The sequence below is a fragment of the Paenibacillus faecalis genome (assembly GCF_900289175.1).
Classification (GTDB): domain Bacteria; phylum Bacillota; class Bacilli; order Paenibacillales; family Paenibacillaceae; genus Paenibacillus_AQ; species Paenibacillus_AQ faecalis.
Map to the genome: position 1 here is coordinate 2362633 of NZ_LT985747.1, position 14442 is coordinate 2377074.

Consider the following 14442-nt stretch of genomic DNA (forward strand, 5'->3'; position numbering starts at 1 on the left):
CTTAGTTCTCCTTAATCACAGCCTTAGACTGCAACCGTAGCCTTAATGGTTGGATGGTGCTGATAATCTTTAAACTCAAAATCCTCAAACGTATAATCAAAAATACTGTCCGGCTTTCTCTTAATGACAAGTGTCGGCAGAGGGTACGGCTCACGACTAAGCTGCAATTTCACTTGTTCCATATGGTTCGAGTAAATATGTACATCTCCCCCGGACCAGATGAACTCGCCTGGTGCAAGATTGCACTGCTGGGCTACCATATGCGTTAACAGAGCATAGCTGGCAATATTGAACGGCAAACCGAGAAATGAGTCAACAGAGCGCATCGTAAGCATGCAGGACAACTTGCCATCGGCCACATAAAATTGGAACACAAAATGACATGGCGGCAGCTTCATCTCGTCAATCTCTGCCACATTCCATGCACTCACAAGATGACGACGCGAGTCCGGATTGTTCTTAATCGATTCAATCACCTTGGCAATCTGGTCAATCCGGCGACCGTCCGGCGCTTCCCATGAACGCCACTGCGAACCGTATACCGGGCCCAGGTCTCCATTTTCATCCGCCCACTCATCCCAGATTCGTACACCATTCTCTTTTAAATAGCGAATGTTCGTTTCACCGCTTAAAAACCATAGAAGCTCATGGATAACCGACTTGAGATGGATTCGTTTCGTTGTCATAAGCGGAAATCCTTTAGAAAGATCAAAGCGAAGCTGACGCCCGAACACGGATGTTGTTCCAGTACCGGTTCTGTCTTCCTTTTCAACACCATGATCCAAAATATCTTGCAGAAGTTCCAAGTAATTTTTCACGCAAACACCCTACCTTCACTGTTTCTGTTTTTATCAGCTATAAGTTTACCATACCCGAAAAGCCCAAGCATTGAAAAAAAGTGACATCAAAAATGATACCCACAATAAAAGAGGCCGCACCTCCGATCTTAACAGATCAGGAGAAGCAGCCTCTACGATGACCTTACAGGTCAGCATGGAATCATACGTTATTTACGCGGTGCCATAACATGGATTGGGTGACCGAGAACAAGCTCTGCACCTTCAGCCACGATTTCACCAAGCGTTGGGTGAGCATGAATTGTCAATGCGATATCTTCAAGCGTTGCACCCATTTCAATAGCAAGACCAAGCTCTGCAATCAAGTTGGAAGCTTCAAGACCGGCAATATGAGCGCCCAAAACAAGACCTGTTTCTTCATCAGCTACGATTTTCACGAAACCGTCTGGATTGTTCAGGGACAGGGCACGTCCGTTTCCAGCGAATGGGAACTTAGCAGACTTCGCCTTGTAACCTTGCTCTTTCGCTTGAGCCTCAGTCATACCGACACTGGAGCACTCCGGATCTGTAAAGGCAACCGCAGGAACCACTTTATAATCAACTACGGAAGGAAGACCGGAAATCGCTTCTGCAGCAACTTTACCTTCGTAAGATGCTTTGTGAGCAAGTGCAGGACCAGGAACGATATCCCCAATCGCAAAGATATGCGGATGGTTTGTACGTCCTTGATGGTCAACTTTAATCAGACCGCGGTCGGTCATCTCAATGTTGATCAAGTCCAGACCAAGCTCGCCATCGGTGTTCGGACGACGGCCAACTGTAACAAGCAGGTAGTCAGCAGTGATTTCTTTGCTCTCACCGTTAACAGTGTACTTCACAGTAACGTCTTTATCCGTTTGAGTTGCGCTTTCCGCTTTCGCGTTCGTTACGATTTCAACACCGGTTTGCTTCATGTTTTTCGCAACCAGCTTGGTCATATCCGGATCGAAACCATTCAGGATGGAATCCATACCTTCGATAATCGTCACTTTTGTTCCGAATTTCGAGAACATTTGACCAAGCTCAGCACCGATATAACCGCCACCGATTACAACGAGGCTCTTAGGCAGTTCTTCAAGCTCCAAAGCTTCTGTGGAGGACAGAATACGTCCGCCAAACGGGAAAGCTTTCAATTCAATCGGACGGGAACCCGTTGCGATGATGCAGTTCTTGAAACGGTAACGAGGGGACTCATGCTCGTTAAATACACGAGCTTCATTCTCGTTGATGAACATGCATTCGCCGTTGAAAATTTCAACTTTATTGCCTTTCAGCAATGCGCCAACGCCGCCAGTCAATTTTTTAACAACACCGTTCTTGAACTCTTGAGTTTTGGCAAAATCAACGGTAACTTCGCCTACATTTACACCAAAAGAGCTCGCACTTTTTGCAGACTCAAAAGAATGAGCAGCCGAGATCAGCGCCTTGGATGGAATACATCCGCGGTTCAAACAAACGCCGCCGAGTTCAGACTTGTCTACAATCAGAACCTTTTGGCCCAGCTGGGCGGCACGAATGGCCGCCACGTATCCACCAGGACCCGCACCAATGACTAATGTGTCGATATCAATAGAAGCATCTCCTACTACCATATCTTACACCTCCATAACGAGCAGCTCAGGGTTAGAAAGCAGCTCTTTAATGTAGTTCATAAAGTTTTGTGCCACTGCGCCATCAATAATGCGGTGGTCGAAGCTCAAGGACAATGCCATTACCGGTGCAGCTACGATTTCTCCGTTTTTCACGACCGGTTTTTCGGAAATACGGCCTGTACCCAAGATCGCAACTTCAGGGAAGTTGATGATTGGAGTAAAGAACATACCGCCAGCAGAACCGATGTTTGTGATGGAAATAGTGCTGCCTCTCATTTCATCCGGAGCCAATTTGCCTTCACGTCCGCGTGAAGCAAGGTCACGAATGCTATCAGCAATCATCCAAATGCTCTTGCGATCCGCATCTTTGATAACAGGTACAATCAAACCGTTGTCTGTATCTGTGGCAATACCGATATTATAGTACTTTTTGTAAACAATTTCATTGGCTTCTTCATCGATCATTGCATTCAAAGCAGGGAATTGACGGCTAGCCGCAACAAGTGCTTTAACGATGAATGGCAGATAAGTTACTTTCGTACCTTTCTTTTCAGCGATTGGTTTCATCCGGTTACGGAATGCCACCAGTTCAGTCACGTCTACTTCGTCCATGATCGTAACGTGCGGAGCGGTATAAGCCGATTTAACCATCGCATTGGAAATCGCCTTACGGATACCTCTGAACGGTACACGTTCCTCTTCAGCACGCGGATCAACTGCTGCCGATGCTGCTGCTTTTGGAGCTGCTGCAGATTCTTCAGCTGAAGGTGCTGCCGCTTGACCTCCGCCGTTCTTGAAGGCTTCTACATCTTCACGAGTGATCTTGCCGTTATTTCCGCTGCCTTGAACTTGGGTAATGTCGATGCCCAATTCACGTGCATATTTGCGAACGCTTGGTGTAGCAAGAACCTCTTTGCTAGGTGCTGCCGGTGCTGTAGCGCCGCCTGCTTCTCCCTCTTTAGCATCAGCAGGAGCATTAGCTGCAGGAGAAGATTGAGTGTCCGCGCTGCCTTTAGCTGTATCAGCTTCTTGAGCGGACTGTTCTTCTGCAGGTACGTCCTGCTCAGGGATGTCGCCTTCTGCATCGATGATTGCAACGACTTCACCTACGCGGCATACTTGGCCGTCTTTGGCAAAAACCTCTTGAACCGTACCATTCACGGGACAAGGAACTTCTACGACAGCCTTGTCGTTTTGCACTTCCATGATAATGTCGTCATCTGTTACTTTATCGCCCGGTTTGATATGCATTTTGATGATTTCACCTTCATGCAAACCTTCGCCCAGCTCTGGGAAACGATATTCAAATTTTGCCAACTGTAAAACCTCCCTATTGAATTACTGCAATTAAAATTCCATCACTTTATGAACTGCATCAACGATACGAGCAGGTGTTGGCAGCCAAGTATCTTCGATCTGTGCAAAAGCATAAACCGTATCAGGAGCCGTTACACGGAGCACAGGTGCTTCCAGATGTAAGATGGCCTTCTCATTAATCTGTGCAATAACTTCAGCTGCTACCCCAGAAGACTTCTGAGCTTCTTGAACTACAATCGCGCGATTCGTCTTCTTAACCGATTCAACGATTGTGTCAATATCGATTGGTGCTACTGTACGAAGGTCGATAACTTCCGCTTTAATCCCTTTTTTCTCAAGTTCATCTGCCGCTTTCGTTGCCGTATGAACCATCAGACCGTAAGCGATTATAGTAACATCAGCACCTTCACGTACCACGTTCGCCTTACCAATCTCTACCGTGTACTCGCCTTCAGGCACTTCTGCACGGAAAGCGTGGTACAGGTTCAAGTGTTCCATAAAGAAGACCGGATCGTTATCGCGGATTGCAGAAATGAGCAACCCTTTGGCATCGTATGGATTTGATGGGACTACGACTTTAATACCCGGGCTTTGAGCAATCAAACCTTCCAGTGAGTCCGTATGCAGCTCAGCCGCTTTTACACCGCCGCCAAAAGGAGTACGGAAAACGATCGGGGAATTGTAGCGTCCGCCAGAGCGATAACGCATACGCGCAGCCTGAACAACAATTTGGTCCATCGCTTCAAAAATAAATCCGACAAATTGAATTTCAGCGACCGGGCGGAATCCTTGAATCCCAAGACCTACAGCCAATCCGCCAATCGCAGATTCAGCAAGCGGCGTATCAAATACACGCTCTTCACCAAACTCTTTTTGCAGGCCTTCAGTTGCACGGAAGACACCGCCGACATTACCTACGTCTTCACCGAAGATGACAACGTTCGGGTCACGCTTCAACTCAACGCGCATGGCGTCGCGAATCGCTTCTTTCATGTTCATTTGTGCCATTGCTTTATTTCCTCCTTAGACATTACAGATCACATATGCTTAGCAGTTATACCGTTTCATTTATATTAAGTTGCCTCAATCTATCGAAGCCCCATAGATAATCAGTCAAACAAACTGTGATATAAGGAACCGATTTTTATTTAAAATCGGCTTTTTGCTCCTCAAGATGTTTAGGCGTTTGCTCGAACATGCTGTCAATCAGACCCGGAACGGTCATTTTTTCAGTTTGTTCAGCTTTCTTGATTTGCTCGTTAACTTTAGCTTTCGCTTCATCTTTCACGCGAGCAGTATCTTCCTCTGTCCAAAGACCTTTTTTCTCAAGATATTTCGCTAAACGGGCAATCGGATCTTTATCGCCCCACTGACCTTCTTCCTCTTTGGAACGGTATTTCGTAGCATCGTCAGACAAGGAGTGTGGACGGAAACGGTATGTTACCGCTTCAATCAGCGTTGCACCTTCTCCATTACGTCCGCGCTCAGCAGCATCCTGAACCGCTTTGATAACAGCCAGAACGTCCATTCCGTCAACTTTCACGCCTTTGATTCCAGCTGCAATAGCCTTGTGGGCAATGGAAAGAGCTGCGGTCTGCTTCGAGAACGGAGTTGTAATAGCATAACCATTGTTTTGTACAAAGAATATAACAGGCAGCTTGTATACGCCAGCAAAGTTCAAACCTTCATAAAAATCACCTTCGGACGATCCACCGTCACCTGTGTAAGTAATAACAACTTGCTTTTGCTGTTTCAATTTGTAACCCATTGCAATACCCATCGCATGCAGGATTTGAGCACCGATGATAATTTGTGGCATCAACACATTTACACCCTCTGGAATCTGTCCACCGTGTTGATGGCCGCGGGAATACAAGAACGCCTGATAAAGAGGAAGACCATGCCAAACGATTTGAGGCATATCACGGTAGCCAGGGCAGATAAAATCCTCTTTCTCGAGTGCAAATTCGCTGCCGACCATCGTCGCTTCTTGACCAGATACCGGCGCATAAAAACCGAGACGTCCTTGGCGGCCGAGGTTAACGGCACGATCGTCCCAGGTACGTGTAAATACCATGCGATACATAATTTCTTTCAATTGATCATCTGTCAGTTTCGGCATTAGATCTTTATTAACGATTTCGCCGTCCGGGGAAAGTACGGATAGAGTTTCCACTTCCTCGGTATATACTTCGTAAGGAACCTTGGTCATTTTCTTCACCTCAATAAATATTTGAATATCAAGCTCCGCTGTTATAGAATTATTATACACCTGTTCTATTGCATTAGTCAAAGGAAAACCTGATTAAATTTCATTTTTCTTTGTTTTTGTATATATAACAGATGTTAGATAGTAATATAACAGGATGACAAAACATGCAGAACTGCTGTATTTTTTTAGGTAACAGGTTAATCTTATCTTATTGTTTACGGCTTTACAAAAACTAACCATCAAAAGGGTGACGAATGATGACAGATAACCGTTTGTTAAAAAGAACGATCGTTAAGAAAGAAATACGAAGTCAGCATTTACAAGAAAATCGCACTTTGCGCATCTACCTCCCTCCCGGATATAACGAAATTCTAAGCTACCCTGTTGTTTACTGTCAGGATGGTGAAGAATTTTTCAACTTCGGACGAATTGCCACTACGGCTAACCATTTAATATTGGAAGAAGGCGTCGAGCCATTTATCATCGTTGGCGTCGAAGTGAATACAAAAGTCCGTACAGAAGAATATGCTCCGTTTGGCAGCCGTTTTGAAGCGTACATTGCCTGCTTTGCCGAAGAAATAGTTCCCTATATTGAGAACAAGTATCCTGTCCGGCAAGATTCGTCCCAGCGTATTCTGGCCGGAGATTCACTCGGCGGCACGGTCTCAGTCCATCTGGCTCTGCGTTATCCCGAGCTGTTCACTCGAATCATCAGCTTGTCCGGTGCCTTCTACGAAGAATCCCAACATATCATTGCACTGGAAACGGATTTGTCCTGGATGAATATCTTTATGATTGTCGGATTGCAGGAGGACAATTATACAACCGACACAGGCGTATATAATTTTGTAGAGCTTAATCGCTCAACCAAGAAACTTCTTGAAGAGCGAGACGCAACCGTCCATTACGAAGAAAAAGACGGACGCCATCTGTGGGGCTTCTGGCAAAAAGAGCTTCCTGCGGCCCTTATGTATTTCTTAAACCCATAACATGATACATTTGCAAAAAAAGATGAACAATCGCGCATTTTTTATAGAATGTGCTTTGTTCATCTTTTTAAATTACCAGCGAGCCTTGTACGCGCTTTCACATACTGTTGAAACGAAGAGCGGAAAGCAGTCTCCGCCCATCAATTCAATTATAGCTTTTCTTCAATGATTCTGTCCAGCAATACCTCACAACCTGCATCGATTAATCGGTATACCTCTTCGAAATTTCCCGTAAAATAAGGATCTGGTACTTCACGCAACTTTTCGCTCGGCAGAAGATCCATAAATTTCAAAATATTTGCATCTTGACCACCGGGCAGCTTGCGAAGATTGGCCACATTGGAATTATCCATAGCTACTATATAATCAAAGTCTGTAAAGTCACGGTTTTCTACCTGTCTTGCTAGCATTCCTTCATAGCTGATGCCCCAGTCATCCAGAAGCTTTCGAGTTCCTTCATGCGGAGCCTTTCCAATATGCCAGTCACCCGTCCCGGCTGAATCCACCGTTATTTTTTCATTCAATCCTTTTTGTGCAATTTTATGTCTTAAAACAGCTTCTGCCATTGGAGAGCGGCAAATATTTCCCAAGCAAACGAATAAGACCGAAATCATTGGTGTGTCGTCATCCCTTCTTGATATCATTCATAGTCGTTATAATTTCATCTTTTGAACTTTAATGACTTTCTGATCTGACGGAACCGTTGAAGATGATTTTAAAGGACGTCTTGGAAGACGCCATTTATAGTGCACCGACAACATTCTAAACAGAACAACCAGAACGAACAACGTCAGCAGTTGCCATGTCAGTTCAGTTATACCTAGTCCAATCGCAGCGCCTGCTGCCATCGCCCATACCGCATATATTTCATCACGAAGCACAAGCGGCTTGCGCCCTGCAAGCAGATCACGGATAATTCCGCCACCTATGCCTGTTAGCACAGCTGCCACTATAACGGCAATTAGAGGATGATTCAATTGGGCAGCATAAATTCCGCCCTGCACCGCAAATGCCGACAAGCCTATCGCATCAAACAGCGCTTCGGTCCGTTTCCAATGTTTTATCCACGCCATCGGCAGAACAAAAGCGATGAATACAGAGACAATCGCGAGAAGGATCAAGTCACCTTGTTCCCAAAGGGTTGTAACCGGTACTCCGATCAGGACGTTGCGGATAATGCCTCCCCCAAATGCGGTGGCTAAACCAAGCACCACAATTCCAAGAATGTCATACTCCTCTTCCATAGCGACAAAAGCCCCGGACATCGCAAAAGCTACCGTACCTATAATGCTAAAAAAATCAATCATATGCATGTCCAAGTGTCTATACCCCGCTTTTCAACATGATGCTAATACACCTTTCCCATTTTAGCCACGGGCCATGAAATTGTGCAAGCACAAAAACTGTTCTATACTGATATAAAATGACAATTCATGCTAAAGGATGGGGATGTTATGGGATCAAAACGAGTTTTGATCTTTACCGGCGGTAATCTTTCTACACAGTTACTAGAAGTGATCCAGAATGATGATTATATTATCGGAGCAGACCGGGGTGCTCTTTTTCTTATAGAGAATGGTATAAAACCACATATTTCCGTAGGTGACTTCGACTCCATTTCAAGTGATCAGCTTCATACCGTCACATCCATGAGTGGGAAAGTGATTCAGTGCGACCCGATTGATAAAAATTTAACGGACACCGAATTGGCATTTGATGTGGCTCTGGAGCTTGCTCCAGCAGAAATTATGCTGTTGGGAGGTACTGGCACGCGGATCGATCATACCCTCGCCAATATTCACATGCTGCTTCGCGGAGTCCAGCATCATGTTCAGTGCTCCATGCTGGATGAACATAATCACGTTACACTGACAGGCTCAACCTGCAATGTGGAAGATCGCGGTTTTACTTATGTATCCCTTCTACCTCTTACTCCCGAGGTAACAGGAATTAACCTGGAGGGCTTCCAATATCCGCTGCACAATGCGACCTTAAAAATCGGACAATCCCTCGGAATAAGCAATCGCCTTGCAGGCAGCACAGGAACCGTTAAAATAGAAGGCGGACTGCTCCTAATCATACAGAGTAAAGATGATTAAGTCTAACTTTTTTGTCATCAATCTATCCTAAGTTATTAATTTTTTGTAACTTTTAATATTATTTTAATAATCTGAATAGCCCCCTTGTCCCCCAAAGCTTTCGCGCGTTTATCCGAAATTTTGGAAGGCTTTAAATTTGTTATACTCAGTCCAGAGATAAACCAATAACAATTTTTTGGGGGTATAACATCATGAATAGACAAGCCTGGATCAAAAAAGCAGTCATCGTCAGCATCAGTGCAACCATGGGAATGGGAACGCTTTTGGCCGTTTCTCCGGCATCTCAAGCAGAAGCTGCAGCTTCCAGTTCCTACTCCCAAACAAAAGGCCAACAAGTCGTGAACTATGGTAAAAAATATATGGGTACACCCTATCAATTTGGAGCGTCTACCAATACTACGGAAGTATTTGACTGCTCCTCTTTTACAAAGCACATTTTCAAGCAATTCGGAGTGAATCTGCCTCGAACAGCGGCTGAACAAGCAACGCAAGGGGTTGCAGTTTCCAAAGCGAACCTGAAACCCGGCGATCTTGTGTTTTTTTCAAGCGGCAGCCGTGCCAACGGTAAAAATGTAACTCACGTTGCTGTCTACGCCGGTGATGGCAAAATTCTACACACTTATGGCAAACCGGGTGTAACGATTTCCAACCTTAATTCCGGTACTTGGAAAGAGACATACCTTAAAGCACGCCGCGTACTGTGATCATTTATAATACAAGATAGACGTATAGGCCACCCTCGGGAATGACCAAGCCCCTGGATGGCCTATTTCATGCTTGTTTATGGAGCATCTTCCAATGAAGACAATTCGCTATCATGTTCGTTATCTGGTGCTGCCAGCATATAGCCCGCTCCCCTGATCGTTCGAATCAGCTTCCACTTTCGTCCTTTGTCTAACTTTTCACGCAAATGAAGAATGTACACATCCACTACATTGGTACCTGTATTGAAATCACAATCCCAGACATGACTTAATATCTCTTCCCTTGTACAGACCTCGTTCACTCTTTCAGTCAAATAGATAAGCAAATCATATTCTCGCTGAGTAAGATCGATTTCTGTCCCTCCCCGGCTTACCTGCCTGGAAAGAGGATCAATCTGTAAATCTCCAATCTTGATCTTCTCGTTTCTTTTTTGAGTGCTGATATGAAACAAGTTTAGTAGATTGCTGACTCTGGCAAGCAATTCCCGATCGTCTACATGACCTGAAATATAATCATTCGCCCCGGCTTCCAAAGCTGCAGCGGCTTCATTGGAGCCACTATGTCCAATGACAATGATCGGCATCCGATGCCTTCCTTTTTGCATTCTGTGTACAAAATCAAACTCTTGCATGCCTGATAAATGACTATCCACCATCAGCAAATCAAATTCCACCTGTTCCAAAAGAAGCAGCGCCTCGGAAAGATGGTCTGCCAAATAAACAGAATATCCCGCAGATTGAAGCCTGCCCATCATCCTGCGCGCTGTCTCTGCACCATTCATCGCCAGCAAAATCTGTCCGTTCAAAGGGGGTCCCCCTCTTTTTATTGCTAAGGTAAGCAATTTTTATATAAGCTCTAACACATCTGTCCTTTAAGCTTCCACAAAAATAAAACATCCATTCCTGAAGTAAAGGAAATGGATGACCTTTAGTACAAAGTATTGATGTTTAACCCATGTATTGATAATACAGGCTCCTCGCCTCCATCGTATCGGATGTACCATGAACAAGAACTCTTCCGTCAGCAAAAAATACTATGCGGTGCAGTTTCAGTTGAAGTATAACTATAAATGGATTCACCGATATTTGTCCCTCCGATAATCCATTCAAACGATGAGCCAGCTGCTTAAGATCAAGGTTCATTTTTCGTGCCGGTCTGATCTGCACAGTATCGCGTCCACACAACACTTCACTTTTTGTACGATTAGCAGACCATAAAAAAGGATAAACCGCTTGTACGCCGCAGGAAGGACAATCATCCTTCTTGGCGTGATCCAGCTTCATTTCGTAGCATTCATTCCGCCACAGATCAAAGGAGAGCAGCGTCGAGCGAAGGTTATCTCTTTGACCGGCCAGAAGCTTCATGGCCTCCATGCTTTGATGGGCGGCGACCATTTGCACCGCTGGCGGGAGAATGCCTGATGTATCACACGTATCTACGCCTAAGGGTACTGTTCCCAGCAGACAATGCAGGCAAGGCGTATGCCCCGGGATAAAAGTATAGGTCATGCCCGAGCTTCCCACGCACCCGCCGTATATCCATGGCACCTTCAACTTCTGGGAAATATCGTTCATAATAAGCCGGGTATCAAAGTTATCGGCAGCATCCATCATCAGATCGCAATCACGAGCCAGCTCTTCCAGCTCTTGCGCACGTACATCCATCACATAGGCATCGATTTTCACCTCGGAATTCACAGCTGCTAACCTTGACCTTGCTGCTTCCGCTTTAGGAAGATGCTTCATCGCATCCTCTTCCGTATAAAGCTGCTGCCGTTGTAAATTGCTCCATTCCACATAATCCCGATCGGCAATTGTAACCCAGCCGACACCAGCGCGTACCAATGTTTCAGCAATAGCACTACCAAGTGCCCCAGCTCCCACAACAATCACATGACTGCCCCCAAGCTTGCGTTGCCCATCCGTTCCAAAAGGAGAAAAACGTTCTTGCCTGGAATAACGGCTTTTCCGGTTATGTTCTTTCACACTTACACCTCTTTTTTCTCAACCTGCCAGCATTTCAATAAACAACATCTGCGTCCTGTATACAAGGAAAAAGCGTCCTTCGAAAATATAAACCCAGTATACAATATAAAATTGATACTTTCTTGGGGTCACACTAAGCTAAACCAAAACAGAAAATAGCGATACAGAAACAATGATTCGTCTGTACCGCCACTTTTTATCACTTACAATTCAATATAGTCTAAACATGCGCCATGTCTTTAGCCATATCAACATTTTTGAATACAATCTGTACTAGTCTATCATTCCTGAATTCATACAGCTTTTCTCCCTGTAACCTGCAGCAGCGGCTTCTTTACGAGTGCTAAAAGCTTCTTGTTTATCATACGGGAATGAACATGTATCTCTGTAATAGTATTTTAAACCTGTGTTTGAATCTACACCGCCAAAGTATACGGGATTCTTGACAAGCCTCCCTCCACCGAAGGCATAATTGTTATAATATCGATCACCAATAGGGATGCCTTGGACAAAAGCCATCATGCCGATATCATTGACGGTATTCACCCATTCTTCTTGCTCGATAACAGGCAGAGAGAAAGTATACGATATACCGTTTCTTAAAGCCAACTCATTGTGACGCCCTATGTAATAAGCCAAATCATCCTGTATTGCATGAACGATCGATATTCGTCTTACTTCTTCAAAGGTTCCAGGCTTGTCCAGCAGCTCGATTCCCGTCTTGCCTTCAAGTTCAGTCTGCAATCCGGAATACCAAAGACCAGTGGATCTGTTGTACGCTTCGACCTCATTGTCTAATGTAAAATGAATACTGTTCCCTTCATCATCATTATAGGCGTACGGAATTTTCGGACTCCAGGTATGACGGATAACCTCCTCTCCGTCCGCATTTATATAGGATTGCATGGCATAAATATAATACCCGTCATAATCCACAACAGCCAAAGCCGGTATATACCACCAAAGCGCCGCTTGAGCTTGAATATCCTCCGAGATGCCCATATTCATATAGATGGTTCTGGAGAAAGCTTCCAATGCCCTTTCTTTATCCGCACGAAACCTCTTCATTGATCCATACCCTGCCTCGTATGCCTGACTCTCATTTATATTCAGCATCTCCGCACCATCCTGTAGCGCCGTACGCAATCCCGCTGTATACTTTGTTTCCACAAATGCAGCATCCGTAATATTGCCTGCGTGTATTGCAAGCAGTATAAAGAATGGAAAGAAGAGAGCTGTAAACAAAATAGCCCAATCAGTAATCCTCATTCAATACCATCCCTCCATACGGAAAAGAAATGGCCGATCTATCCCCTGAATTTGATCCTGTCAAAGCATCGAACAGCACCAAAGATGGCGTACGGTTCAAGCTTCTTACCCCCACCTGAAAAAAGTCCCCGGCCGTTAGCTTATATTTTCGATCGTCATGATCCAGAGGCAGCCCCGTATCGGGGAACAATTGCTTTAAAATCTCATCCTCATAGTAAGCATCGTAGACAACAGAAAACTGATTTTGAAATGTCTGCGGGTCAGCCGGATCCATATACTCGGGATGATATTTCTTATGCTGATGCTCCATCGTAATTTCGTACAAATTACCTGTTGCATCCAGCTCACGGGTAAAATCCTGGTACATCTGAGGCGATACGTATCCTTTCGTACGCACACTGTCCACAAATTTAGTAACGGATTGATAAACGACGATCCTTGACAGATCATCCTGTCTTCTGGCACTTTCTGCAGCCGGAACCATATACAATAACAAGACAGCTAAAAAAGCTGCAAACCATTTGGAGACCGAGTTTGACATTGTTTACCTCACCTTGTAATACTGAATGCTGGCCAAAGCCCCGGAAGTGCTGTAGGTATATCGAGCCTTATACCTGGCTCCTGCCTCAATCATCGATAGATTAACATTATCGACAAGCGTTCCCCGAGGAAGCAGAACACCGTCCACAGACATCTCGTACATACCCTGCTGCACCTCCCTTAGCATAAATAACACCTCACTGCCTGAGAATGTAAGTTCATCACTACTGCTGCGCATATTTATCGTTGTCATAGCTGGACTCTGTTCCTGCGTCATGACATTCGCTGATTCAAGAGCGCTATCAATCTCCGATTGCATTTGAAAAGAAAACCAGCCTGCTCCCATAAACAAAGCTAAAGCCGCAGCCAATTCAATCATCGTTACGGTCTGTTCTCTCAAACAATCAGCTCCCTTGACATCGAAACTTTATTGAACAAAAATGATTCCTCTAATGACATTGGAGTCGTCTTTTACGACCGTTGCCTTAAACTTCCCACTTGGGTTCACGTACTCCGGGCTTTTTTCATTTAATGTTTGTGCGATTGAACCTTGCCGAGAGTCCGTGTGTTTTACAGAACCATCTTCGTTCAATGCATTGCCATACCATTGTCCACTCGGATTTTTACCCGTCTTGACCAATATGCCAAACTGGTCTTTATCATTGTATTTTCTAAGCGCATTCGTCACCTGTGATCCGCTGATCGTCGTACCATCATATACGGTAAAAGCTGCTTGAGACAGTTCAGTCTGAATGTCCGAAAAATTGTTTTGAGCTGTTTTGGTTGCTTCCTGGGCCGAAATAAATAAAATAACTACAATTGTAATCAAAGCGATGGTTAAAAATATCCCTGCGGCTACCTTCAATGCCGTTGAAGCGTTGTTCATAATAGATTTCCT

At 44.8% G+C, this 14442-nt stretch carries 16 protein-coding genes; 3 read left to right on the forward strand and 13 right to left on the reverse strand.

Going from position 1 to position 14442, the window contains the following annotated elements:
* Positions 1–23 precede the first annotated feature (23 nt).
* The 5 genes from thyA to pdhA all read right to left on the reverse strand — a co-directional run bounded on the left by thyA (position 24) and on the right by pdhA (position 5957).
* Positions 24–818 (reverse strand): thymidylate synthase, encoded by a 795-nt coding sequence (gene thyA / locus C8268_RS11280; RefSeq protein ID WP_106767745.1) that lies wholly within the window; start codon positions 816–818, stop codon positions 24–26.
* Between the two features lie 188 nt (positions 819–1006).
* Positions 1007–2428 carry a dihydrolipoyl dehydrogenase gene (lpdA, locus tag C8268_RS11285; RefSeq protein ID WP_106767746.1) on the reverse strand — a complete coding sequence of 474 codons (1422 nt, stop codon included), beginning with the start codon at positions 2426–2428 and terminating at the stop codon, positions 1007–1009.
* A 3-nt stretch (positions 2429–2431) separates the two neighbouring features.
* On the reverse strand, positions 2432–3745 hold the full coding sequence (locus C8268_RS11290; RefSeq protein WP_106767747.1) for a dihydrolipoamide acetyltransferase family protein: 1314 nt from the start codon (positions 3743–3745) through the stop codon (positions 2432–2434).
* Between the two features lie 30 nt (positions 3746–3775).
* The gene (locus tag C8268_RS11295) at positions 3776–4753 is read right to left on the reverse strand and encodes an alpha-ketoacid dehydrogenase subunit beta (RefSeq protein ID WP_106767748.1); all 978 of its coding nucleotides are present in this window, start codon (positions 4751–4753) and stop codon (positions 3776–3778) included.
* Between the two features lie 136 nt (positions 4754–4889).
* Complete coding sequence (gene pdhA / locus C8268_RS11300) at positions 4890–5957, reverse strand: pyruvate dehydrogenase (acetyl-transferring) E1 component subunit alpha (protein WP_106767749.1); 1068 nt, start codon at positions 5955–5957, stop codon at positions 4890–4892.
* 257 nt (positions 5958–6214) lie between these two features.
* On the opposite strand from pdhA, the gene C8268_RS11305 reads away from it, so the two are divergent.
* Positions 6215–6946 (forward strand): alpha/beta hydrolase, encoded by a 732-nt coding sequence (locus C8268_RS11305; protein ID WP_106767750.1) that lies wholly within the window; start codon positions 6215–6217, stop codon positions 6944–6946.
* Between the two features lie 149 nt (positions 6947–7095).
* On the opposite strand, the gene C8268_RS11310 is transcribed toward C8268_RS11305, so the two are convergent.
* Positions 7096–7560, reverse strand: coding sequence for a low molecular weight protein-tyrosine-phosphatase (locus C8268_RS11310; RefSeq protein WP_106767751.1), 465 nt, complete (start codon positions 7558–7560; stop codon positions 7096–7098).
* A gap of 39 nt (positions 7561–7599) precedes the next feature.
* Entirely contained in the window at positions 7600–8259 is a 660-nt protein-coding gene (locus C8268_RS11315) for a trimeric intracellular cation channel family protein (RefSeq protein ID WP_106769923.1), read from the reverse strand.
* 141 nt (positions 8260–8400) lie between these two features.
* Between C8268_RS11315 and C8268_RS11320 the strand changes: the two genes are divergently transcribed.
* Both C8268_RS11320 and C8268_RS11325 read left to right on the forward strand, forming a co-directional pair.
* The gene (locus C8268_RS11320; RefSeq protein WP_106767752.1) at positions 8401–9045 is read left to right on the forward strand and encodes a thiamine diphosphokinase; all 645 of its coding nucleotides are present in this window, start codon (positions 8401–8403) and stop codon (positions 9043–9045) included.
* A 191-nt stretch (positions 9046–9236) separates the two neighbouring features.
* Positions 9237–9749, forward strand: coding sequence for a C40 family peptidase (locus C8268_RS11325; protein WP_106767753.1), 513 nt, complete (start codon positions 9237–9239; stop codon positions 9747–9749).
* 77 nt (positions 9750–9826) lie between these two features.
* Here the strand turns inward: C8268_RS11325 and C8268_RS11330 are convergent, their stop codons facing one another.
* From C8268_RS11330 to C8268_RS11355, 6 genes are all read right to left on the reverse strand, one after another.
* A complete protein-coding gene (locus C8268_RS11330; protein WP_106767754.1) occupies positions 9827–10555 on the reverse strand; it encodes a response regulator transcription factor in 729 nt (242 codons plus the stop codon).
* A 142-nt stretch (positions 10556–10697) separates the two neighbouring features.
* Positions 10698–11735: a ThiF family adenylyltransferase gene (locus C8268_RS11335; protein WP_106767755.1), complete on the reverse strand. Its 1038-nt coding sequence runs from the start codon at positions 11733–11735 to the stop codon at positions 10698–10700.
* Between the two features lie 273 nt (positions 11736–12008).
* Positions 12009–13004, reverse strand: coding sequence for a hypothetical protein (locus C8268_RS11340; protein ID WP_106767756.1), 996 nt, complete (start codon positions 13002–13004; stop codon positions 12009–12011).
* The gene (locus tag C8268_RS11345) at positions 12991–13545 is read right to left on the reverse strand and encodes a hypothetical protein (RefSeq protein WP_106767757.1); all 555 of its coding nucleotides are present in this window, start codon (positions 13543–13545) and stop codon (positions 12991–12993) included. The genes C8268_RS11340 and C8268_RS11345 overlap by 14 nt, the downstream gene beginning before the upstream one ends.
* A 3-nt stretch (positions 13546–13548) precedes the next feature.
* A complete protein-coding gene (locus tag C8268_RS11350) occupies positions 13549–13944 on the reverse strand; it encodes a hypothetical protein (protein ID WP_106767758.1) in 396 nt (131 codons plus the stop codon).
* 27 nt (positions 13945–13971) lie between these two features.
* Complete coding sequence (locus C8268_RS11355) at positions 13972–14430, reverse strand: ABC transporter permease (protein WP_106767759.1); 459 nt, start codon at positions 14428–14430, stop codon at positions 13972–13974.
* Positions 14431–14442 lie beyond the last annotated feature (12 nt).